At 72.9% G+C, this 21891-nt stretch carries 21 protein-coding genes and 1 pseudogene; 6 read left to right on the top strand and 16 right to left on the bottom strand.

Features of this window, described 5'->3' with window-relative positions:
- Positions 1-16 precede the first annotated feature (16 nt).
- From GA0070603_RS17310 to GA0070603_RS17325, 4 genes and pseudogenes are all read right to left on the bottom strand, one after another.
- Positions 17-1948, bottom strand: a complete 1932-nt coding sequence (locus GA0070603_RS17310; protein ID WP_091314937.1) for a DUF5941 domain-containing protein — start codon at positions 1946-1948, stop codon at positions 17-19.
- Positions 1945-2550: pseudogene (locus GA0070603_RS17315) on the bottom strand (ABC transporter ATP-binding protein); the annotation flags it as partial. The pseudogene GA0070603_RS17315 and the gene GA0070603_RS17310, both read right to left, overlap by 4 nt.
- Before the next feature lie 138 nt (positions 2551-2688).
- Complete coding sequence (locus tag GA0070603_RS17320; RefSeq protein ID WP_091314944.1) at positions 2689-3516, bottom strand: ABC transporter permease; 828 nt, start codon at positions 3514-3516, stop codon at positions 2689-2691.
- A gap of 64 nt (positions 3517-3580) precedes the next feature.
- Complete coding sequence (locus tag GA0070603_RS17325) at positions 3581-4951, bottom strand: L-serine ammonia-lyase (RefSeq protein ID WP_091314947.1); 1371 nt, start codon at positions 4949-4951, stop codon at positions 3581-3583.
- A gap of 302 nt (positions 4952-5253) precedes the next feature.
- Here GA0070603_RS17325 and GA0070603_RS17330 point away from each other — a divergent pair, with 302 nt between their 5' ends.
- Positions 5254-5460, top strand: coding sequence for a PspC domain-containing protein (locus GA0070603_RS17330; RefSeq protein ID WP_091314951.1), 207 nt, complete (start codon positions 5254-5256; stop codon positions 5458-5460).
- Between the two features lie 46 nt (positions 5461-5506).
- On the opposite strand, the gene GA0070603_RS17335 is transcribed toward GA0070603_RS17330, so the two are convergent.
- The 7 genes from GA0070603_RS17335 to pdxH all read right to left on the bottom strand — a co-directional run bounded on the left by GA0070603_RS17335 (position 5507) and on the right by pdxH (position 11648).
- Positions 5507-6271, bottom strand: coding sequence for a DUF4230 domain-containing protein (locus GA0070603_RS17335; RefSeq protein ID WP_091314954.1), 765 nt, complete (start codon positions 6269-6271; stop codon positions 5507-5509).
- 100 nt (positions 6272-6371) lie between these two features.
- Positions 6372-7532 carry an acyl-CoA dehydrogenase family protein gene (locus tag GA0070603_RS17340; protein WP_091314957.1) on the bottom strand — a complete coding sequence of 387 codons (1161 nt, stop codon included), beginning with the start codon at positions 7530-7532 and terminating at the stop codon, positions 6372-6374.
- 31 nt (positions 7533-7563) lie between these two features.
- Entirely contained in the window at positions 7564-7869 is a 306-nt protein-coding gene (locus GA0070603_RS17345) for a type II toxin-antitoxin system VapB family antitoxin (RefSeq protein ID WP_091113285.1), read from the bottom strand.
- 131 nt (positions 7870-8000) lie between these two features.
- Positions 8001-8603 carry a nitroreductase family protein gene (locus GA0070603_RS17350; RefSeq protein WP_091314961.1) on the bottom strand — a complete coding sequence of 201 codons (603 nt, stop codon included), beginning with the start codon at positions 8601-8603 and terminating at the stop codon, positions 8001-8003.
- Between the two features lie 2 nt (positions 8604-8605).
- Positions 8606-9535: an aldose 1-epimerase family protein gene (locus GA0070603_RS17355; RefSeq protein WP_091314964.1), complete on the bottom strand. Its 930-nt coding sequence runs from the start codon at positions 9533-9535 to the stop codon at positions 8606-8608.
- Between the two features lie 188 nt (positions 9536-9723).
- Positions 9724-11022, bottom strand: coding sequence for an MFS transporter (locus GA0070603_RS17360; RefSeq protein WP_091314968.1), 1299 nt, complete (start codon positions 11020-11022; stop codon positions 9724-9726).
- Positions 11019-11648, bottom strand: coding sequence for a pyridoxamine 5'-phosphate oxidase (gene pdxH, locus GA0070603_RS17365; protein ID WP_208862901.1), 630 nt, complete (start codon positions 11646-11648; stop codon positions 11019-11021). The genes GA0070603_RS17360 and pdxH overlap by 4 nt, the downstream gene beginning before the upstream one ends.
- 273 nt (positions 11649-11921) lie before the next feature.
- On the opposite strand from pdxH, the gene GA0070603_RS17370 reads away from it, so the two are divergent.
- The 4 genes from GA0070603_RS17370 (at position 11922) to GA0070603_RS17385 (ending at position 16822) form a co-directional block, all read left to right on the top strand.
- The gene (locus tag GA0070603_RS17370; protein ID WP_091314973.1) at positions 11922-13028 is read left to right on the top strand and encodes a citrate synthase 2; all 1107 of its coding nucleotides are present in this window, start codon (positions 11922-11924) and stop codon (positions 13026-13028) included.
- Positions 13029-13317: 289 nt separating this feature from the next.
- Positions 13318-14445, top strand: coding sequence for a phosphoserine transaminase (serC, locus tag GA0070603_RS17375; RefSeq protein ID WP_091314975.1), 1128 nt, complete (start codon positions 13318-13320; stop codon positions 14443-14445).
- 189 nt (positions 14446-14634) lie between these two features.
- Positions 14635-15723 carry a septation protein SepH gene (sepH, locus tag GA0070603_RS17380; protein WP_091314978.1) on the top strand — a complete coding sequence of 363 codons (1089 nt, stop codon included), beginning with the start codon at positions 14635-14637 and terminating at the stop codon, positions 15721-15723.
- Positions 15724-15835: 112 nt separating this feature from the next.
- Positions 15836-16822 carry an aldo/keto reductase gene (locus GA0070603_RS17385; protein ID WP_091314981.1) on the top strand — a complete coding sequence of 329 codons (987 nt, stop codon included), beginning with the start codon at positions 15836-15838 and terminating at the stop codon, positions 16820-16822.
- Between the two features lie 145 nt (positions 16823-16967).
- On the opposite strand, the gene thpR is transcribed toward GA0070603_RS17385, so the two are convergent.
- The 5 genes from thpR to GA0070603_RS17410 all read right to left on the bottom strand — a co-directional run bounded on the left by thpR (position 16968) and on the right by GA0070603_RS17410 (position 21537).
- Positions 16968-17546: an RNA 2',3'-cyclic phosphodiesterase gene (thpR, locus tag GA0070603_RS17390; RefSeq protein ID WP_091314984.1), complete on the bottom strand. Its 579-nt coding sequence runs from the start codon at positions 17544-17546 to the stop codon at positions 16968-16970.
- Between the two features lie 3 nt (positions 17547-17549).
- Positions 17550-18059 (bottom strand): hypothetical protein, encoded by a 510-nt coding sequence (locus tag GA0070603_RS17395; RefSeq protein ID WP_091314987.1) that lies wholly within the window; start codon positions 18057-18059, stop codon positions 17550-17552.
- 119 nt (positions 18060-18178) lie between these two features.
- On the bottom strand, positions 18179-19465 hold the full coding sequence (locus GA0070603_RS17400; protein WP_091314989.1) for an MFS transporter: 1287 nt from the start codon (positions 19463-19465) through the stop codon (positions 18179-18181).
- A 76-nt stretch (positions 19466-19541) separates the two neighbouring features.
- Positions 19542-19991 (bottom strand): MarR family winged helix-turn-helix transcriptional regulator, encoded by a 450-nt coding sequence (locus tag GA0070603_RS17405; protein ID WP_187399635.1) that lies wholly within the window; start codon positions 19989-19991, stop codon positions 19542-19544.
- A gap of 64 nt (positions 19992-20055) precedes the next feature.
- Positions 20056-21537, bottom strand: a complete 1482-nt coding sequence (locus GA0070603_RS17410) for an NCS2 family permease (RefSeq protein WP_091314995.1) — start codon at positions 21535-21537, stop codon at positions 20056-20058.
- Between the two features lie 134 nt (positions 21538-21671).
- On the opposite strand from GA0070603_RS17410, the gene GA0070603_RS17415 reads away from it, so the two are divergent.
- The gene (locus tag GA0070603_RS17415; RefSeq protein WP_393200648.1) at positions 21672-21887 is read left to right on the top strand and encodes a DUF2530 domain-containing protein; all 216 of its coding nucleotides are present in this window, start codon (positions 21672-21674) and stop codon (positions 21885-21887) included.
- The last annotated feature ends 4 nt before the right edge of the window (positions 21888-21891 follow it).

Raw genomic sequence — 21891 nt, forward strand, 5'->3', positions numbered from 1 at the left:
CCCGGCCGGCCCTCCGTCAGCCCGGCGAGCGGTCACCCCCACGGACGCGGGCCGGCAGGACCACCCAGGCGAGGACCACGCTCGCGACAAAAACCACGAGAAGGTACGTACCGAGTGTAGCCAGAGCGATGCTCGCAATTCCGGCGATTGAGCCGATGGTCAGCAACGCGGAGCGACCCTCCCAGCCGAGCGTGGCGGCGTGCAGCGGCGGGGCAGCCTGCCGCTTCTCCAGCCGGGCGGTCAGGTCGTAGTGGTGCAGGGTCAGCACGAAGACGTACCCGAAGATCAGCCACGGCGACACCCGCCCGGCCACCCCGACGGCGATGGCGAAGAGGTACTCCCCCGCCCGCAGCGCGGCCGGGACCAGCCAGTCCAGCGGCCCGTCGTGCGCCGTCCGCGCGCCGTGCGCCCCGCTCAGCAGGACGACGAACGCGAACGCCACCGCCCAGCCGGGCAGGTCGCGCCCGTCGTGGACGGCCAGCAGCGCCCACAGCAGCAGGCCCGCCGCGCCGAGCGCGCCGACCACCGCGAGCACCAGCGGCTGCCGCACCGCCGGCAGCCTCCCGGGCGCCGGCAGCGTACGGGCCAGCGGCCCGTCGTCGCGGTGCAGGCCGGTGTCGACCGTGGTCAGCACCGGCACCCGCATCCAGCGCGCCCGCAGGGTGCGCAGCGCTCCGGTGTACGCGAACGCCAGCACCCCCCACACCAGCACGGCGCAGAGCGCCACCAGCGGCCCGAACAGCGCGGCGGCCACCGCCATGAGCGCCCAGCGCTCACCGATCGGGAAGACCACGGTCCGCTTCAGCCAGTAGGAGACCGAGCCGGTGTCCGCCTGGACCTTGGTCGAGGCGGCGTTCAACTTCCCGCCGATGCCGCCCGCGTCCCCGGTGGCCGCCCGGGGGCGCCGCGCCGCCTCGTCGTGCAGCACCCCGTACCAGGTGTCGGTCATGTGCCGCACGGTCTGGAGGGTCATGGCGGCGATGGCGAGCGCCCAGCCGTAGCGGAATCCGGCGTGCGTGGCGCCGTAGCCGAGACCGGCGTAGACGACGTACTCCTTGGCCCGGTCGGCCATGGTGTCCAGCCAGCCGCCCCAGGCGCTGAAGTGCCGGGTGTAGCGGGCCAACTGGCCGTCCACGCAGTCGAGCACGAAGCCCAGGTAGAGCAGCAGCCCACCGGCCACCAGCGCGAGCCGCCCGCCCACGCCGAAGAGCACCGCCGCGGCCACCGCGAAGGCCACCGAGATCATGGTGACCGCGGTCGGGCCCAGGCCGATCCGGGCGGCCGCCTTCGTCACGTACGGGGACCAGGTGCTGACGAAGAACGTGGTGAAGAAGTCGTCCCGCTCCTTCACCGACAGCTTCAGTTCGGCCTTGTCCTCGTTCACGGCGGCCACGGCGGCCTGCGCCGCGGCCAGTTCCGCCGGGTCGCCGACCCGGTGCGCCACGAGCAGGCGTACCCGGTGGGCGAAGGTCAGCGTGCCGCATCCGGCCAGGTCGGCGAAGAGGCGGTCGACGCCGCCCCCGGCCGCGGTCCGGGCGGCGGCGGCGAGGGCCGGCAGGTCCGCGGGGCCGACCCGCAGCGCGCCGCCGAACACGCCGGTCGCGCCCGCCGGTTCGTCCACCGCGACCACCTGGCCGCGCTCCTCGCGGACCGTGGCCTGCCCGGCGGCCGGCGGATCGGTGAGCACCAGGGCCACCGTCGGCCCCACCGGGCTGGTCGCCAGATGCTTGAGTACGGCGGTGTGCGCCACCAGGTCGGCCCCGCTGACCAGCACCGGCCCGGTGGCGGCGGCCACCAGGTCGGCCAGCTCGGACAGGTCGGCGGCCACCCGCACCTCGTCCGCCCCGGCCCGCCGCCACTGCCCGGCGATCCGGTCGACGAGGCGCTCCCCGCCGTCCGTGGTGAGGCCCGCCGCCGGCCCGGCGGCGAGCACGATCGCGAGCGTCACCGCTGCGTCGCGCTGGCGTACGCGTGCAGCGCCTCGTCGATCGTGCCGTCGACGGTCAGCCGCCCGGCGTCGAGGTAGAGCCCCCGACGACAGAACCGGGTGAGGTCCTTTTCGTTGTGTGACACCAGCACCAGCGTGCGCCCTTCCGCGAGAAGTCGCTCGATGGTCGCATAGCACTTCGCGCGGAACTCCGCATCCCCGACCGCGGTCACCTCGTCCACCAGCAGCACGGGGTGCGGCAGGTGGGCGATCACCGCGAAACCCAGCCGGACCTTCATCCCCGACGAGTAGTGCCGGACCGAGGTGTCGATGGCCCGTTCCACCTGCTCACCGGCGAACGAGACGATCTCGTCGAAGTGCCGGCGCAGGTATCCCGTCGACAGCCCGTGCAGCCCGCCCACCAGGTAGAGGTTCTCCCGCCCGGTCAGGTCCCCGGAGAAGCCGGCGGAGAGTTCCAGCAGCGGGGCCACCCGGCCGTGGACCCGGATCGCGCCCTCGTCGGGGATGAGCACGCCGGCGATCAACCGCAGCAGGGTGCTCTTGCCCGTGCCGTTGCGCCCGACCACGCCGACCGTCTCGCCCGGCTCGATCCGGAACGAGACGTCCCGCAGCGGCCAGAACCGGCCGGCGTCCGGGTCCCGGGAGCCCCGGTGGATGAGCAGTTCGCGCAGCCGGAGCTGGCGGCGGCGGTTGCGGACGAACCGGATGCCGAGCCCGTCCGCCTCGATGATGGCCGCCATTCACAGTTCCTTGAGCACGGCCGGTTCGAGGCGGCGGAACGACCACCAGCCCAGCGCGAACACCAGCAGGCTGCCCACCACGGTGACGGTGAGCAGCCGGGCGTCCGGGAACTCGTCCGGATACCAGATCGCGTGGTGCAGCTGGAAGATCCCGACCAGCGGGTTCAGCTCGTACGCGACCTTCAGCCAGCCCGGCATGCCCGAGCCCCGGACCAGGTCCAGCGGGTAGATGATCGGGGTGGCGTAGAAGAGCACCCGGATGATCAGCCGCATGAAGCGCTCGATGTCGCGCATCAGCACGTTGCCCGCCGACAGCAGCAGCGCCAGCCCCACCAGCAGGACGAACTGCACCGACACGGCCAGGGGCAACGCGAGCAGCGTCCAGCCGAGGTGGATCCGGCCGTGGGCGGCGTAGAGGGCCGCGATGGCGACCAGGATGGGCAGGCCGGCGGCGTACTCGGCGAACCGGCCGGTGACCCGGCCGATCGGGAAGACCTGCCGGGGCAGGTTCATCGTGGTGATCAGCCGGGCCTGCCCGGTCAGCGCGTTGGCCGCCTCGGTCAGCGCCGAACTGGCCCACATCCAGGCGAAGATCCCGGTGATCAGGAAGAGCGGGTACGACCCGGCCGCGTCACCGAGGTGCCGCCGGGTGGCGCCGGAGTAGAGCACGCCGAAGACGAACCAGTAGATCAGGCCCATGCCGAGCGGCTCGATCAGCGACCAGAGGTAGCCCAGCACGGACTGCTGGTACTTCACCGCGAGATCGCGCCGGACCAGGATGCGCAGCGAGGTGCGGGCGGACCAGAGCGCGGCGACGCCGGACGTCACCGTCCCATCCTCGCCCCGACCGCCCCGGCCCGCCGTACGGACGCGCGCGGTCACCCCTTCGGGTTCAGCACTCGATCACGTTGACGGCGAGGCCGCCCCGCGCCGTCTCCTTGTACTTGATCTTCATGTCGGCGCCGGTCTCCCGCATGGTCTTGATGACCTTGTCCAGCGACACGGCGTGCACCCCGTCGCCGCGCAGCGCCAGCCGGGCCGCGGTGATCGCCTTGATGCTGGCCACGGCGTTCCGCTCGATGCACGGGATCTGCACCAGGCCGCCGACCGGGTCGCAGGTGAGCCCCAGGTTGTGCTCCATGCCGATCTCGGCCGCGTTCTCCACCTGCTCGGGCGTGCCGCCCAGCGCCTCGGCCAGCCCGGCCGCCGCCATCGAGCAGGCCGAGCCGACCTCGCCCTGGCAGCCGACCTCGGCCCCGGAGATCGAGGCGTTCTCCTTGAACAGCACCCCGATGGCGCCGGCCGCCAGGAGGAAGCGGATCACGCCCTCCTCGGAGGCGCCCGGCACGAACCGCGTGTAGTAGTGCAGGACGGCCGGGATGATCCCGGCGGCGCCGTTGGTCGGCGCGGTGACCACCCGGCCGCCGGCCGCGTTCTCCTCGTTGACCGCGAGCGCGAAGAGGGTGACCCAGTCCATGGCGTGCAGCGGGTCGTTGGCGTCGCCCTCCGCCTCCAGGCTGCGGCGCAGCTCGGCGGCCCGGCGGCGCACCTTCAGGCCGCCCGGCAGCACGCCGTCCCGGGCGCAGCCGTTCTCGACGCACTCCCGCATGACCCGCCAGATCTCCAGCAGCCCGGCCCGGACGTCCGCCTCGCTGCGCCAGGACAGCTCGTTGGCGAGCATCACCTCGCTGATCGACAGGCCGGTGTCGGTGGTGACCCTGAGCAGCTCCGCCCCGGTGAGGAACGGGTGGCGGACGCGGGTGCTGTCCGGCTTGATCCGGTCCGCCCCGGCGGCTGCCTCATCGACAACGAACCCGCCGCCGACGGAGTAGTAGGTCCGCTCCCGGACCTGCTCCCCGGCCGCGTCGAAGGCCGCGAAGGTCATCCCGTTCGGGTGGTACGGCAGCGAGCGGCGGCGGTGCAGCACCAGGTCCCGGTCCGGGTCGAAGTCGATCTCCTGGCTGCCGAGCAGGCTGAGCCGCCGCTGCACGCGGATCCGCTCGACCCGCGGCCCGACCGAATCGGTGTCGACAGTCTCCGGGGACTCCCCCTCCAGCCCGAGCAGCACGGCGCGGTCGCTGCCGTGGCCGTGGCCGGTGGCGCCCAGCGAGCCGAACAGCTCGGCCTGCACCCGCGTGACGTCGGCGAGCTGGCCGTCGGCCTTGAGCCCGGCCACGAACGTGCGCGCGGCGCGCATCGGCCCGACGGTGTGCGAGCTGGACGGCCCGATACCGACGCTGAAGAGGTCGAAAACACTGATCATGGCTGCACTTCCTCGCCGTCGTCCCCGTCGTGCGGGTCCGGCCCGGTGTGTGCCGCTCCCCGGTGCGAGGGGCGGCGGGCGGCACCCGGGGTGTGGGCGCCCGACCGGCGAGCCTACCCTCCGCGCCCGCCGTCAACCCACCGTCACCGGCTGACCGGCCGGTGAATCGGTAATGGCCGGCCGGGGTAAAGCACCTACGGGTTCCCGCGTCACCGATCCTCCTCGGGGCCGAGGGCGGGACCCGCTCCCGTTCCTACCGTGGAATCAGCGCGGCGGATCGCCGCAGAAGTGGGAGTTCGACGATGAGTCGCAAACTGGTCCGGCCCCGCCAGGGGCGCGTGTTCGCCGGTGTCTGCGCCGGCCTGGCCCAGCGGTTCGGCATGTCGGCCGGCATGGTCCGGCTGCTGTTCCTGCTGTCGCTGCTGCTGCCCGGCACCCAGGTGATCATCTACCTGATCCTCTGGGTCCTGATGCCGAACGAGGACCGCTGGCTCGCCACCGGCCGCTGACCCGCGGCGCCCGCCCCGGGGAGCACCGGGGCGGGCGCCGGCGGCGTCAGGACGCCGTGTAGGTGACCGTCACCTTCTGGTAGCCGAGGGAGCGGAGCAGCCCCTCCAGCATCTTGCGGGTGTTCTCCTCGGCCCGGGCGGTGAGCCCGCTGTCCCGGGCCGCCGCGGAGATCCGGTCCTCGGCGAGCTGGTAGACCTGCTGCTGCCGGTTGGGGTCGCCGCCGACCAGGTCGTTCAGCCGGTTGATGAGGCCGCGCTGTTCGGCGAAGACGTAGCTCTTGTCCATGTCCAGGTCGGTCTCACCGAGCTGCGGCGCGGGCAGCTTGATCTCCACGGACTTGCCGTCGTCGGAGACCACCACCGCCCCGTCGCCGATCTTGGCGAAATCGACGTACGCCTCGATCCGGCCCGCCCCGACGAAGAGCGTGCGCTCGTTGAGCAGGAAGTCGGGCACGTTGCGCCGGTCCTTCTGCACGTCGACCACCACCTGGAAGTTGCCCTCGGCGGCCACGTAGCGGCTCAGGTCGCGGATCGACTTGAGCAGCGGCGGCTGGCTGCGGTCGGTCTGCTCCTTGGCGAACGGGTTGCGGAAGTCCGGGAGCAGGCCGGTCGCCTGCACGCCGAGCAGCACCACCACGGCCAGCGCGGCCGCACCGAGCACCCAGAGCAGGCCCCGTGCCGGGGCGCCGGGCGACCCCGGGCCACCACGGCCGGGCTCGGGTGGGACGTCCGACCGGGCCCGGAGAGCCTCACCGGTCGGATATTCCGGGAACTCCCTGGTGGGCTGGTTGATGTCACCGTCGCGGGCCATCGCCCCTCACCGTCCTCCGCAGACACATCGACTGAGAATGACGGTACGGCCACCGTGCGACACTCGCTCGCCGAGCGACCCGATCGGGTGAATCCGCAGGTCAGGCGAAGGCGGAGAGCCCGGTCAGCCGCTGGCCGATGACCAGCTGGTGGATCTCCGAGGTGCCCTCGTAGGTCAGCACGCTCTCCAGGTTGTTGGCGTGCCGCATCACCGGGTACTCGCCCGAGACGCCGTTCGCGCCGAGGATGGTCCGGCACTCCCGGGCGATGGCGATGGCCTCCCGGACGTTGTTCAGCTTGCCCACGCTCACCTGGTCCGGGCGCAGCTTCCCGGCGTCGGCGAGACGGCCCAGGTGCAGCGCCAGCAGCAGCCCCTTGTTCCACTCGACCGCCATGTCGGCGAGCTTGGCCTGGGTGAGCTGGAAGCCGGCCAGCGGCCGGCCGAACTGGGTGCGGGTGGTCGCGTAGGACAGCGCCGTCTCCAGGCAGTCCCGGGCCGCGCCGAGCGCGCCCCAGACGATGCCGTGCCGGGCCTCCGTGAGGCAGCTCAGCGGCGCCTTGAGCCCGGTCGCCTCGGGCAGCCGGGCGTCCGCCGGCAGCCGCACGTCGTCGAGGGCGATCTCGCCGGTCACCGACGCGCGCAGCGACATCTTGTGCCGGATCTCCCGCGCCGTCACCCCCGGCGTGTCCATGGGTACGGCGAAGCCGCGCACGCCCTCGTCGGTGCGCGCCCAGATCACCCCGACGTCGGCGATCGGCGCGTTGGTGATCCACAGCTTGCTGCCACTGAGGATCCAGTCGTCGCCGTCACGCCGCGCGCGGGTGGCCATCGAGGCCGGGTCGGAGCCGTGGTCCGGCTCGGTCAGCCCGAAGCAGCCGATCGCCTCGCCGGCCGCCATGGCGGGCAGCCAGCGCTGCTTCTGCTCCTCGCTGCCGTAGCGCCAGATGGCGTACATGGCCAGCGACCCCTGCACCGAGACCAGCGAACGGATGCCGGAGTCGCCGGCCTCCAGCTCCAGGCAGGCCAGCCCGTACGCGACGGCCGACGCGCCGGCGCAGCCGTAGCCGGTCAGGTGCATGCCGAGCAGGCCGAGCTTGCCGAACTCGCGGGCCAGCTCGCGGGCCGGGACGTGGCCGTCCTCGTACCAGCCGGCGACGTGCGGGCGCACCCGGTCGTCGATCAGCTGGCGCACGACGGCGCGGATCTGCCGTTCCTCCTCGCCCAGCGACGCGTCGATGTCCAGCAGGTCGAGAGGGGTCATGGCGTCACCTTAACGAAGACTCAGTCGACGGTCACTCGCCCTGCGGGCTGAGCACCAGCACCCGGGCGTGGATCTGGTTGCGCTGCTGGAGCGCCGCGCGCAGCGCCCGGTGCAGGCCGTCCTCCAGGTAGAGGCCGCCGTTCCACTGCACCACGTGCGGGAAGAGGTCGCCGTAGAAGGTGGAGTCCTCGGCGAGGAGCTTGTCGAGCGCCAGCTCCCGCTTGGTGGTGATGAGCTGGTCCAGCCGCAGCGGGCGCGGCGGGATCTCGGCCCACTGCTTGAGCGTGAGGTTGTGCTCCGGGTAGGGACGCCCGTCCCGGACCGCCCTGAAGATCACGGCACGCTCCCCTCCCCCCGGCCGGCCTGATGATGTCGGTGCCAGCCTAGCCGCACCCGCCACACCGCGTTTTACTCCCTCATGTCGGTTTCGCTACCGCCGATACCCAGGCCGGACGCGCTGAACCGCAGTCAATTCCAGCGACCCCGCCGGACCACCTCGTCCACCGGCCGGCGGCCGCGGCGCAGCGACGGCGACCGGTGGTCGGGTGCCCGGTAACCTACCGTGACCGCGCCGATCGGGTGGTACTCCGCCGGCACCCCGAACGCCTCCCGGTACGCCCCGATCCGCTGCGGCGGGATGCCGAAGAAGCACGCGCCCAGCCCCTCGTCCACGGCGGTGAGCAGCATGAGCAGGGCGGCGAAGCCGGTGTCGACGTACCAGTAGGGCACCGGCCAGCGGTCCTCGGAACGGTCCGCCCACCCCTTGTCCGGCTCGGCGTAGCGGTCGAGGTACGCGGAGCGGTTGGCGTGCGGCACCACGATGAGCGGGGCCTTGCGCATCCCGGCCAGCCAGCGTTCCCGGCCGCCGCCGCCCGGGGTGGCCGCCGCCCAGAACCGCTCCCGGTCCGCCGGCTCCTCCAGCACCAGGAAACCCCAGCCCTGGGCGAACCCGGCCGACGGGGCCCGGACTGCGTGATCCAGCAGCCGGTCCACCACCTCCGGCGGGACCGGGCGGTCCGGGTCGTAGTTTCGGACCATCCGGCGGCGCCGGACGACCTCGGCGAACTCCACGCTCAGGCCCCGGGCCGGATGCCCCAGGCGCCCCGCCAGGTCTGCCCGGGGGCCAGCGTGATCAGGTCCTTGCCGGAGCGGAACGCGTCCGCCGGGCAGGTCATCGGCTCGACCGCCACCGAGCGCCGGTGCCGCTCCCCGGTGAGGGTGTCCCCGGTGAAGACCTGCCACCAGCCGAACTCGGCGTCGGCCCAGATGTGGACCGCGGCCGAGCCGTCCGGCGCGGCCAGGGTCACCGCCGAGCCGCCGTCGGCGTCCCGCACCACGTCGCCGAAGGCCAGGTCGAGCACCGCGTCGCCGATCGGGCGGGGCTCCGTCCAGTCGTACTCGGTGCCGGCCACCTCGGTCGCGGCCACCGGCAGCAGCCGGCTGTCCAGCAGCACCCGGGTGCGCCCCGGCACCCGCAGCGACATCTCCTCGACACCGACCTTGGGCAGTTGCAGGTAGGGGTGCACGGAGAAGCCGAACGGCGCCGGCTCGCCGGACAGGTTCGTCACGTCGTGCTCGGCGCGCAGGCCGCCCGCCCCGACGCTCCACCGGCTCCGCAGCCGCAGCGCCCAGGGGTAGCCGGGGCTGGGTGGCAGGTCGTAGACCAGCGTCACGCTGTCCGGCGACTGCTCGACGAGCTGCCACCGCACCCAGTTGATCAGCCCGTGGATGGCGTTGTGCCGGGCCGGCTCGGTCAGGTCGAGCTGCAACGACCGGTCGCCGAACGTGTACGCGCCGTCCCGGATCCGGTTCGGCCAGGGGGCCAGCACGTGACCGGCCGAACCGGGGCAGAGCTCGTCCGCCTCGTACCCGTCGAGGTAGTCGACCCCGTCGTGCCGGTAGGTCCGCAGGCCGCCGCCGACCTCGACCACGACGGCCTCGTGGCCGTCGGCGGCAATGGTCCACTGTGCCCCGGACGGGGACGGGCGCGCGTCGGTCTCCATGCCGGCGACCTTAGCCCGTCACCCCCACCCGGCGCGGAGCCCGCCCGGCGGCGTCCCAGCGTGCGGCCGGTCCCGGGCGGTTCGCCGCCCCGCCCCCGCGCCGAGGCGCCGGCCCGGGCGGCGGTCGCCCCGAGCTTGCGCTCAGGTCCGGTCGCCGAACTGGGCGGCGGTCGGCCCCGGGCTTGCGCTCAGGTCCGGTCGCCCGGCCGAGCGGCGGCGCGGTAGCGGAGCAGCGCCGGGAAGACCGCGACCAGCGCGACCGCGAGAACGGCGGAGGCCAGGCCGCCGGCGACCATGGCGGCGCCGGTGCCGAACCCGGCGGCCATCGCCCCGGCCCGCAGGTCACCCAGGCGCGGGCCACCGGCGACGACCACCGTGTTGACGCCCTGGAGCCGGCCGCGCATCCGGTCCGGCGCGTAGACCAGCAGCATCGACTGCCGCAGGGTCGCGCTGACCAGGTCGGCGGCGCCGGCCAGGCCGAGCAGCGCCACCACCAGCCAGAGCTGGCGGGCCAGCCCGGCGGCGGCGATCGCCACGCCCCAGCCGACCACGGCCACCACCAGCGCGAGCCCCTGCCGGCGCACCCGGCCGATCCAGCCGGAGGTGAGGCCGCCCAGCATGGCGCCGATGGCGATGGCGCTGTAGAGCCAGCCGACCGCCGCCCCGCCGCCGAACCGCTGGTGCGCCAGCTCGGGGAAGAGGGCCCGGGGCATGGCCAGGATCATGGCGATCAGGTCGATGGCGAAGGAGAGCAGCAGCACCGGCGTGGTGGCCAGGTAGCGGAGCCCGTCGACGATGCTGGCCAGCCCGGCCCTGCGCGGCGTGCCGTCACCGCCCGGGTCCGGCTCGGGCGGCATGGTCGGCAGCCGCAGCGTGGCCCAGAGCGACACGGTGAAGAGAAGCGCGTCCACGCCGTACGCGATGGGCAGCCCGGCATCGGTGCGCCAGGTGGCGAAGATCAGGCCGGCGGCCAGCGGCCCGAAGACCGAGGTCGCCGTGAACGTGGTGAAGTTCAGCGTGCTGGCCGCCGGCACGAGGTCGGCGGGCACCAGGCGGGGCAGGATCGCGCTGCGGGCCGGCGAGGTGATCGCGAACGCGGTCGACTGCACGGCGACCAGGGCCAGCAGCAGCATGGGGCTGCCCACCCGCAGCAGCGACTGGAGGAGCAGCGCCAGGGTCGACGCCCAGAGCAGGCCGCCACCGGCCAGCAGGACACGCCGCCGGTCCCGGGCGTCGGCTACCGCCCCGCCCCACAGCCCGAAGACGAGCAGCGGCAGGAAGCCGGCGATCCCGAGCAGGCCGACCCAGAACGAGCCGCCGGTCAGGTCGAACATCTCCACCGGCACCGCCACGGCGGTGAACTGGAAACCGAACATGGCCACCGCGTTGCCGAGCCACACCCGGCGGTACGCGGGCACGCCCAGCGGGCGCAGGTCGATCGCCCAGCGGCGCGCTCCGCGCGGCCGGGCCTCCCTGACCCCCGTCACGGGGCCAGCCGCTCGGTGACCCAGATCCCACCCTCGGTACGCCGGAACCGCAGCCGGTCGTGCAGCCGGCTGGCCCGGCCCTGCCAGAACTCCACCGTCTCCGGGCGCACCCGGAACCCGCCCCAGTGCGGCGGCGCGGGGATCTCGTCCACGTCGGCGAAGCGCTCGGCCGCCGCCCGGTACGCCGCGTCCAGCGCCGCCCGGTCCGGCACGACCTCGGACTGGGTGCTGGCCCAGGCGCCCAGCTGGGAGCCGCGCGGCCGGCTGGCGAAGTACGCCTCGGTCTCCGCCCGGTCGACCCGCTCGACCCGCCCGGTGACCGTCACCTGGCGGTGCATCGGGAACCAGGGGAAGACCAGGCTGGCCCACGGGTTCGCGGTCGCCTCGCCGCCCTTGCGCGAGCCGTAGTTGGTGTAGAAGACGAAGCCGTCCGGGTCGTACCCCTTGAGGAGCACGGTCCGGCCGCTCGGCCGCCCCTGCGCGTCGGCGGTCCCGACCACCATGGCGTTCGGCTCGGGCAGCGGATGAGCCACCGCGTCCGCGAACCAGCGCCCGAACTGGGTGTGCCAGTCCGGCGCGAGATCCGATTCGGAAAGGCCCAGGTCGGCGGCGTACTCGTTACGCATACCGGCCGGGGCAGGTGTGTCGCCCGTCACTCTCGTCGTCCCTCTCCCGGGGATGCCGGCGTCCCCCGACGCTGGCCAGGCCCCACCACCCAGTCTTCTCCAGCCCGTGAGCTTGTCCACCGGCGGGGATGTCATGTGGCGCACAGTCGCCGCGGGTCGCGAATCCGGTTACCGAGCAGGCAAGATGTTCCGAACACATCCCTGAGGGTCGCCTAAGCCGCGGGCCCGTCGAGCCCGCGCGGCCACCACCACCGCCGGAAGCCAGGAGACGACATGGCCGACTTCAAACCGGGCCTGGAGGGCGTCGTAGCCTTCGAGACCGAGATCGCCGAACCGGACCGCGAGGGTGGCGCGCTGCGCTACCGCGGCGTGGACATCGAGGATCTGATCGGTCAGGTCTCCTTCGGCAACGTCTGGGCGCTGCTTGTCGACGGGCGCTTCGGCCCGGGCCTGCCGCCGGCGGAGCCGTTCCCGGTGCCGGTGCACTCCGGCGACATCCGCGTCGACGTGCAGTCCGCGGTCGCCATGCTGGCCCCGTACTGGGGGCTCAGCCAGCTTCTCGACATCTCCGACGAGCAGGCGCGCGAGGACCTGGCCCGGGTGTCGGTCACCGCGCTCTCCTTCGTGGCCCAGTCCGCCCGCGGCCTCGGCCTGCCGGCCGTGCCGCAGAAGGAGATCGACAAGGCGGAGACCATCGTCGAGCGGTTCATGAAGCGCTGGCGGGGTGAGCCCGACCCGCGGCACGTCAAGGCCGTCGACGCCTACTTCATCTCGGCCGCCGAGCACGGCCTGAACGCCTCCACCTTCACCACCCGGATCGTCGCCTCCACCGGCGCCGACGCCGCCGCCTGCATCTCCTCCGGCATCGGCGCGCTCTCCGGCCCGCTGCACGGCGGCGCGCCGTCCCGGGTGCTCAGCATGCTGGAGGCCGTCGAGCGCAGCGGCGACGCCGAGGGCTACGTCAAGGGCGTCCTCGACCGGGGCGAGCGGCTCATGGGCTTCGGCCACCGGGTCTACCGGGCCGAGGACCCGCGCGCCCGCGTGCTCCGCCGCACCGCCAAGGAACTGGGCGCGCCGCGCTTCGAGATCGCCGAGGCGCTGGAGAAGGCCGCCCTGGCCGAGCTCCAGGCCCGCCGTCCGGACCGGGTGCTCGCCACCAACGTCGAGTTCTGGTCGGCCGTGGTGCTCGACTTCGCCGAGGTGCCGGCGCACATGTTCACCTCGATGTTCACCTGTGCCCGGATGGGCGGTTGGTCCGCACACATCCTGGAGCAGAAGAAGCTCCAGCGGCTGGTCCGCCCGTCGGCCCGCTACGTCGGCCCGGGCAGCCGGAAGCCGCAGGAGGTCGAGGGCTGGGACGCCATCCCGCACGGCGTCTGAGGTGTAAGGAAGGGCCCCCTGTTAACGCCTCCGGTATAGGAGGGGGCCCCTGTTAACCGCCCCGAAGGGCCCCGGCCGCCAGGTCGGGGCCCTTCGCGTGTGGCATACGACTCACCCCGGAGCTTGGGACCAGCCGTCGGGCCGGGTGGCGCGGGTGCGAGGATGAAGGCCGGCAGTGCCGCCGGACCGGGCTCGGACCCGGCTCCGCCGCGCGCCCGCGCGTGGCCGCCGTCGCTCCGCGCCCGCTGAAAGGGCCCGCCCTCGCCCATGCGGAAGGATCGAGACAACCGTGGCTGACGCACCGACCATCCGGATTCCCGACGACATCAGGCCCGCCGACGGCCGCTTCGGCTGCGGGCCGTCCAAGGTCCGTCCGGCGGCGGTCTCCGCGCTCGCCGACGTCGCCACCAGCTACCTGGGCACCTCGCACCGGCAGAAGACGGTCCGCGACCAGGTGGCCCGGCTGCGCCGGGGCATCGCCGAGTTCTTCTCCCTCCCAGAGGGCTACGAGGTGGTGCTCGGCAACGGCGGCACCACCGCCTTCTGGGAGGTCGCCACCTTCGGCCTGGTCCGCGACCGGGCCCAGTTCGCCAGCTTCGGCGAGTTCGGCGCCAAGTTCGCCAAGTCGGTCAAGGACGCGCCGTTCCTGGGCGAGCCGACCGTGCGCAAGTCCGACGCGGGCAGCGCGCCGACCCTGGTCGCCGAGGCGGGCGTGGACGTCTACGCCACCCCGCACAACGAGACCTCCACCGGCGTGGCGGTGCCGATCAGCCGGGTGCCGGGCGCCGACGAGGGCTCGCTGCTGCTCGTCGACGCCACCTCCGGCGCCGGCGGCCTGGAGGTCAACGTCGGTGAGACCGACGTCTACTACTTCGCGCCGCAGAAGTGCTTCGGCTCCGACGGCGGCCTCTGGCTGGCCCTCATGTCGCCGGCCGCGCTGGCCCGGGCCACCGAGATCAAGGAGTCGGGCCGCTACATCCCGGCCTTCCTCGACCTGGTCACCGCTATCGACAACTCGCGGCTGGAGCAGACCTACAACACGCCGGCGCTGGCCACGATCTTCCTGGCCGCCGAGCAGACCGACTGGATGAACTCGCAGGGTGGGCTGGCCTGGGCGGCCAAGCGCACCGCCGAGAGCGCCGGCATCGTCTACGGCTGGGCGGAGCGCTCGTCGTTCGCCACCCCGTTCGTGACCGACCCGGCGCTGCGCTCCAACGTGGTCGCCACGATCGACTTCGCCGACGGCGTGGACGCCACCGCGATCGCCAAGGCGCTGCGCGCCAACGGCATCGTGGACACCGAGCCCTACCGGAAGCTCGGCCGCAACCAGCTGCGCGTCGCGCTCTTCCCGGCGGTCGAGCCGGCCGACGTGGAGGCGCTCACCGCGTCCATCGACTACGTGGTCGAGCGACTCTGATCACCCGGTGACGGTGGGTGGTCATCGGGGCCCCGGTGACCACCCACCGTGATCATCACCGCAGCTCAGTCGCAACATGCCGGGTGTCGCATCCCCCACCTTCGGGTAGATGAGCGTACGGTGGTCCGAGGACGCCCGGGTGGCCGGCTCGTGGCGTGACGGCCAGCGAAGCGGGACGGAGGCAAGCCCATGCGCCCAGTACGCTTCGTCGCCCTCTCGGAGGACGGCCAGGCTCTGGTGCTCGCCGACGAGGTCGGGCGCCTGCTCGCCCTGCCCATCGACGAGCGCATCGCCTCGGCGCTGCACGCCGAGCCGGGCGCCACGCCCCTCGCGGTCGTGCCGTCCGCCGCCGATCCCACCCCGTCGCTCTCCCCGCGGGACATCCAGGCCCGGATCCGTTCCGGCGAGTCCGCGGAGGACGTCGCCCGGATCGCCGGCGTGCCGGTCGACCGGGTGCTGCGCTACGCGGGCCCGGTGCTCCAGGAGCGGGCCATGCTCGCCCAGCACGCGCGGCGCACCCGGCTCAAGGGCGCCGAGAAGCCGACCCCGCTGGCCGAGGTCGTCAACGGCCGGCTGGCCCAGCACGGGATCGACACCGAGAAGATCTCGTGGGACGCCTACCGGCGCGACGACGGCACCTGGCGCATCATCGCCACCTGGCCGTCGGGCAAGGCCACCGCGCAGGCGGTCTGGGACCTCGACAAGCTCCGGCAGAACGTCACCCCGCACGACGACATGGCGCAGTACCTGTGCGCCGAGCGGCCCACGCCGATCCTCGGCCAGGAGCCGGCGCCGGAGCGGGGCGGCCACGCGCTGCCCGGCCCGTCGCGCGGCGAGCCGGGCCGGGGCGGGCACGGCCTGCCGTCGCCGGCCGAGCACGCCCGTCCGGGGCGGGACCCGATCCGCGCCGGCCGCGACGCGCTGCTCGCCTCGCTGGACCGGCCGCTCGGCGGCACGTCCGGCCGCGGCCTGGACACCCGCTCGCCGGCCGCGCTGGCCGGGCCCGACGCACCCCGCCAGCGGGCGGTCACCGGGGGCGCGGCCGCGCTGCTCGGCGGCGGCCAGGGCTCCGCGTTCGACGACGACTCGGACGCGCCGAAGGAGATCCCGGCCGTGCCGTCGCTGGCCGTGCTCCGGCCGCGGCGCACCGGTGCTCCGGCGGCGACCGGCGGCAGCGGCACCGAGTCCACCGAGGCCGGTGGCAAGCCCCGCAAGCGGCTGCCGAGCTGGGACGACGTCCTCTTCGGCAGCGGCCCGGCGGCCCGCGAGTCCTCCTGATCGACGGTCCACCCTGGTAACGTCCGACGGCTCCAGGTCGCGGCGCGGCGTCAGACGCGCCGAGCTGGAGTTGTCGTGGGCACTCTAAGTGCCCGCGTGCCAGGGTGGACCCATGGAGTACACGAACCTGGGACGCACCGGTCTGTCGGTGAGCCGGCTCTGCCTCGGCACCATGAACTTCGGTCCGCAGACGACCGAGCCGGACAGCTTCGCCATCATGGACCGGGCGCTGGAACACGGGATCAACTTCTTCGACACCGCCAACGTCTACGGCTGGAAGCTCGGTGAGGGCGTCACCGAGCAGATCATCGGCCGCTGGCTCGCGCAGGGCGGCGGGCGCCGGGACAAGGTCGTCCTGGCCACCAAGGTCTACGGCAAGATGGGCGAGTGGCCCAACGAGCAGGGCCTGAGCGCCCGGCACATCATCCGGGCCGCCGAGGACTCGCTGCGCCGGCTCCAGACCGACACCATCGACCTCTACCAGATGCACCACGTCTCCCGGAGCACGCCGTGGGAGGAGATCTGGCAGGCCATGGAGACCCTGGTCGCCCAGGGCAAGGTCCTCTACGTCGGCTCGTCCAACTTCGCCGGCTGGCACATCGCGCAGGCGCAGGCCGCGGCGGGCCGCCGCAACTTCCTCGGCCTCGTGTCCGAGCAGAGCATCTACAACCTCATGACCCGGCACGTCGAGCTGGAGGTGATCCCGGCCGCGCAGCACTACGGGCTGGGCATCATCCCCTGGTCGCCCCTGCACGGCGGGCTGCTCTCCGGTGTCATCCGCAAGATGGCCGAGGGCGGCGCGGCCCGCGGCGCCAGCGGCCGGTCGGCCGACGCGCTGGCCGAGCACCGGGCCACCATCGAGGCGTACGAGAAGCTCTGCGCCGACCTCGGCCACGACCCGGCCGACGTGGCCCTGGCCTGGCTCCTCTCCCGCCCGGGCGTGACCGCCCCGATCGTCGGCCCGCGCACCATGGACCAGCTCGACCGCAACCTGGGCGCCCTGAACGTGAAGCTCGACGAGCAGACCCTGGAAAAGCTCGACGAGTTGTTCCCGCCGGTAGGCAACGGCGGCCCCGGCCCGGAAGCCTGGGCCTGGTAGTCCCCCTCACCCGCCGCCCTCGCCCTCGCCCGTCGCCCTCTCCCCGTCGATCTTGCAGTTGGTGCCCTCGACCTGGGTCGTTTGGACCTTTTGTCGGGGCACAAAGTGCAAGATCGCGGGGGAGGGCGGGGCCGGGCGGGGTGGGTTACAGGGGCCAGGTGGCTAGGCGGTCGTAGGTGGGCTTCGGGCCGGGGTGGCTGCGGACCAGGGCCAGTTCGTCGGCGCTCCACTCCGGGCCCAGGTAGTCGTGCAGGGTTTCGCGGTCGGCCAGCACGTCGGCGCGGTCGATCCGGTCGCCGGGGCGGGCGATGGTCAGGTGGGCCCGGAACGGCTTCTCGTCGTGCGGCAGCCGCGCCCGGCGCAGGCCGGAACGGATCAGCCGGGCGAGCACGGCCAGCGCGTCGACCTCGCCTTGTACGTCCACCCAGAGCACGGTGAACCGGCCGCGCCCGAAGCTGCCCCCGCCGCCGAGCCGCAGCCGCGGGGAGCTGCCCCGGGCGTCGCGGAACGTCTGCGCGGCGAGGCCGAGCGCGCTCTCCACGTCGACCAGCCGGTCGTCGGGAGTGTCGCCGAGGAACGCCAGCGTGAGGTGGGCGTTGGCCGGGTCGGCCAGCCGGACGTTGGTGCCGGCCGCGGAGGCGGCGCCGGTGCGCAGCCGGGCCACCTGGGCGCCCAGATCGTCGACCACCGGTTTCGGCGGGTAGACCGCGACGAAGAGCCGCACCTGTCAGCGGTGCCGCTGGTGGTGACCGGGACGGGCGGCGGGCAGGGTCAGCCCGGCGGCGTGCAGGAGGCCCTCGACGCGTACCCGTTCGATCTCCCGGTCGACGCCCTCCAGTTCGGTCAGGTGCTCGGCGATGCCCAGCGCCCCGCAGGCGGCCCGGAGCCGCTCGTCGTACGCGTCGATGACCGCGCCGTGCCACACCACCGAGCGGTCGCTGGCGGCGAGCCGGTGGCCGCCGAGGCGGCGGAGGTCGGTGGCGAGCTGTTCCAGCGGGCGGCGGTCCGCCCGGTCGAACTCGGTGAGGTCGATGTCCCGGGTGAGCGACTCGGCCTCGATGGCCCGGTCCAGCCGGGCGATGGTGCGGCGTTCCCGGCGCTGCTCGCGCCACTCGGCCCACCCGCAGGCCACCCGGTCGAGGATCTCGTCGGCGCAGAAGACCAGCGCGAACAGGGCCGGCAGACAGCAGACAGCGAGGATCGCCAGCATCAGCAGCAGTCCCCGCCCCACTCCCACGTATCGACGCTAAGCCTCGTTGTCCCCGCCCGCCACCCGATTGGCGAGATCCGGACGCGAATGAATGAGGAAGGACCGGTCCCCATGGGCGGGAACCGGTCCTTCGGGCGGTCGGCGGGTCACTCGGCCCCGGGCGACACCACGTAGAAGCGCGGCATGGGCAGCACCCGCATCCGCAGCCGGGCGCCGGAGCGGCGCAGCTGCCAGGTGAGCGCCAGCAGCGCGGCGGCCAGCGAGAGGAGGCCACCGATCCAGATGCTCGCGCCGGCGCCGTAGGTCTCGGCCACCCAGCCGATGATCGGCGCGCCGACCGGGTTGGTGCCGAGGAAGACGAGCACCCAGAGCGCCATGACCCGGCCCCGGAAGGCGGCGTCGACGCCGAGCTGGACCCGCTGGTTGGCGGCCTGGGCGAAGAACACCATGAAGAACCCGGTGGGCAGCAGCAGCGCGACCACCAGCCAGTACGCCGGGGCGAGCCCGACGAGCGTGCCGAAGCTGGCGCAGCCGACCGCCGCGCCGAGCACCAGCCAGACCGAGGGCCGGCTGCGCCGCCCGGTGCCGGCGAGGGCGCCGACCAGGGCGCCGACCGCCAGCGCCGTGCTGAACAGGCCGAACGAGGCGGCGCCGGTGTTGAACACGGTCTTGGCCAGCGCCGCGAGGGTGAGCTGGAAGTTGAACAGGCTCATCCCGATGACCGACATGACGACCATCGGCAGCAGGAGGTCGGGGCGGCGCGCCACGTACCGGAGGCCGTCCACGACCTTGGCCTGGTCGCGCTGGCCGGCCGGCGGCAGGTCCTTGCGGTGCAGCTCGGCGGCGCGCATCCGGACGACGTTGACCAGCGGGGCGATGGAGCTGAGCGCGCTGAACAGGAAGACCGGGCCGACGTCGAAGGCGGCGATGGCCAGGCCGGCGACGGCCGGGCCGACGATCCGCGCCGAGTTGAAGGTGGCCGCGTTGAGGGAGAGCGCGTTCGGCAGCAGCGGCACGCCGACCAGTTCGGAGACGAACGCCTGCCGGACCGGGGTCTCCACGGCGTTGGCGACGCCGAGCAGGGCGGCGAACGCGAAGACGTGCCAGAGCTGCACCAGACCGGTGATCACCAGGATGCTCATCACCAGCGCCAGCGCGGTCCAGAACGCGTTGGCGACGAAGAGCAGCATCCGCTTGTCGTAGCGGTCGGCGAGGCGGCCGGAGAGCAGGGTCAGCAGGAGCACGGGGGTGAACTGCAACGCGGTGACCACGCCGAGCGCGGTCGCGGAGTTGTCGCTGAGCTCGAGGACGAGCCAGTCCTGGGCGATGAACATCATCCAGACGCCGATCAACTTGATCAGCTGCCCGGTGGCGAAGAGTCGGTAGTTACGGACTCGTAGGGACTGGAACATCGTGCTCAGCTTGGCCTGCACTCTAGGTGCGCCTCCTCGCGATCAAGTACGCCTCATCCACAACGGACGAAGCGGACCGCGGGACGCGGGTACCCGTTCAGGCGCGAGCGATGCCTTGGAGGATGTCGGCGGCACGACTCAGCGTGTCGCGTTCCTCCTCGGTCAGCGCGGCCAACCGGCTGGCCAGCCACTCGTTGCGGGCCCGCTCGAACTGGTCGAGCACGGCCCGTCCCCCCTCGGTCGCCGCCAGGATGACCTGCCGTCCGTCGGTCGGGTGGGGGGTGCGCTGCACGAGGCCGCGCTCCTCCAGCTTCGCGACGATCTTCGTCATCGTGGGCGGCTGCACCCGCTCGACATCGGCCAGCTCCCGGGGTGTCAGGGCGCCCGCCAGCTTGAGGCTGGTGAGCGCCGAGAGCTGGGTGACCGTGAGGTCACCGACCGGTCGGGCCTGCCGGACCCGCCGGTTGAGTCGGGTGATCGCATCACGCAGCTGAGGGGCCAGCTGCGCCGGTGGCACGCGTTTCGCCGTCACCGTCCGCTCCGTCACAGTAGTTAGCTTAACTAATGAGCCTGGCTAACGACATCCGATATGACCAGGCTCACCAGCGACTTCAGAGCACCACGGCCTCGATCGGCCCGCGCAGGAAGTAAAGGATGAACAGGGCGGCCACTCCGTACAGCAGGGGGTGGACCTCGCGGACCTTGCCCTTCGCGAGCTTCAGCAGAACGAAGGTGATCACGCCCGCGCCGATGCCGTTCGAGATCGAGTAGGTGAAGGGCATCAGCACGATGGTGAGGAACGCCGGGATGGCGATCTCGTAGTCGGTCCAGTCGATGGTGCGGACCGCCGTCATCATGAGGAAGCCGACCACCACGAGCGCCGTCGACGCGGCCTCGAAGGGCACCACCACCGACAGCGGCGCCAGGAACATGGCCAGCAGGAACAGGCCGCCGGTGACCAGGTTGGCCACCCCGGTCCGGGCGCCCTCCGCGACACCGGCCGCGCTCTCGATGTACGACGTGTTGCTCGACACCGAGGCCGCGCCACCCGCGGCGGCGGCGATCGAGTCGACGAGCAGGATCTCCCGGGCCCGCGGCGGGGTGCCCCGCTCGTCGAGCATGTCGCCCTCCTGGCCGATGGCGACCATCGTGCCCATCGTGTCGAAGAAGTCCGTGATGAGCAGGGTGAACACGAACATCAGCGGGACCAGCCAGCCGACCCGGGTCCACGAGTCCAGCACGTTGAAGTTGCCGAGCAGGGAGAGGTCGGGGACGTCCACGACCTTCTTCGGCAGTTCGGGCACGTTCAACGCCCAGCCCTTGGGGTTGGGCTTCCCGTTGACGAAGGACGGCCCGATGTTGCCGACCGCCTCCACGATGATCGCCAGCACGGTGGAGACCAGGATGCCGATGAGGATCGCGCCGCGGATCCGGCGTACCACCAGCACCAGTGTGAGCAGCAGGCCCACGACGAAGACCAGCAGGGGCCAGCTGACGATCTTGCCGCTGATGCCCAGCCCGACGGGCACGGTCGTGTTCGCGACGTCCGGCACGCGCCGGACGAAGCCGGCGTCGACCAGGCCGATGATGGTCAGGAAGAGGCCGATGCCCACGCCGATGGCCGTCTTGAGCTGGGTCGGCACCGAGCGGAACACCGCGGTACGCAGCCCGGTGAGCACGAGGATGCCGATGAGCACACCCTCGATCACCACGAGACCCATGGCGTCCGCCCAGGTCATCTGCGGCGCGATCTCGAACGCGACGAGCGCGTTCACGCCCAGCCCGGCGGCCAGCGCGATGGGGAACCGGGCCACCACGCCCATGAGGATGGTCATCACGCCGGCGACCAGCGCGGTGGCCGCCGCCAGCGCCGGGATGGCGAGCTTGCGGCCGTCGCCGTCGACGGCGCTGCCCAGGATCAGGGGGTTCAACACCACGATGTACGCCATCGTGAAGAACGTGGCCAGACCGCCCCGGACCTCGCGGCCCGGCGTCGACCGCCGGGCGGATATCTCGAAGAAGCGGTCGAAGGCGTTGCGCGGGTGCGCGGGATCGGGTGGGGTGCCGTGGTCCGGCGGCGGCGCTATGGCCATCGGGTCCTCACATATTGATCGACCGGTTGTCGCGCGCATCGTCCCAGATCACTCACGGGCAGGGAAGAACGATCGCGTACGCTGGGCGCGTGCCCCAGGAGCAACAACCGCGGCCCGAGCCGCTCGACCCGCCGATGGTGCCGATCGCCGTCGCCGGGCTGGTCGTCTGGGCGGTGGCCGGTCTGGTGCTGCTGCTCTTCTTCCGCGACTGGCTCACCGAGCACGGGCACGAGAACTGGCTCTGGACCTGCCTCGCCGGTTTCCTGTGGGGCTTTCCCGGGCTGGCCGTGATGATGCGGCACGACGCCAACCGGCGTCGCCGCCGGGCGGCCACCGCCCGTCAGGGCTGACCGC

The organism is Micromonospora chersina, from assembly GCF_900091475.1.
Lineage (GTDB): Bacteria > Actinomycetota > Actinomycetes > Mycobacteriales > Micromonosporaceae > Micromonospora > Micromonospora chersina.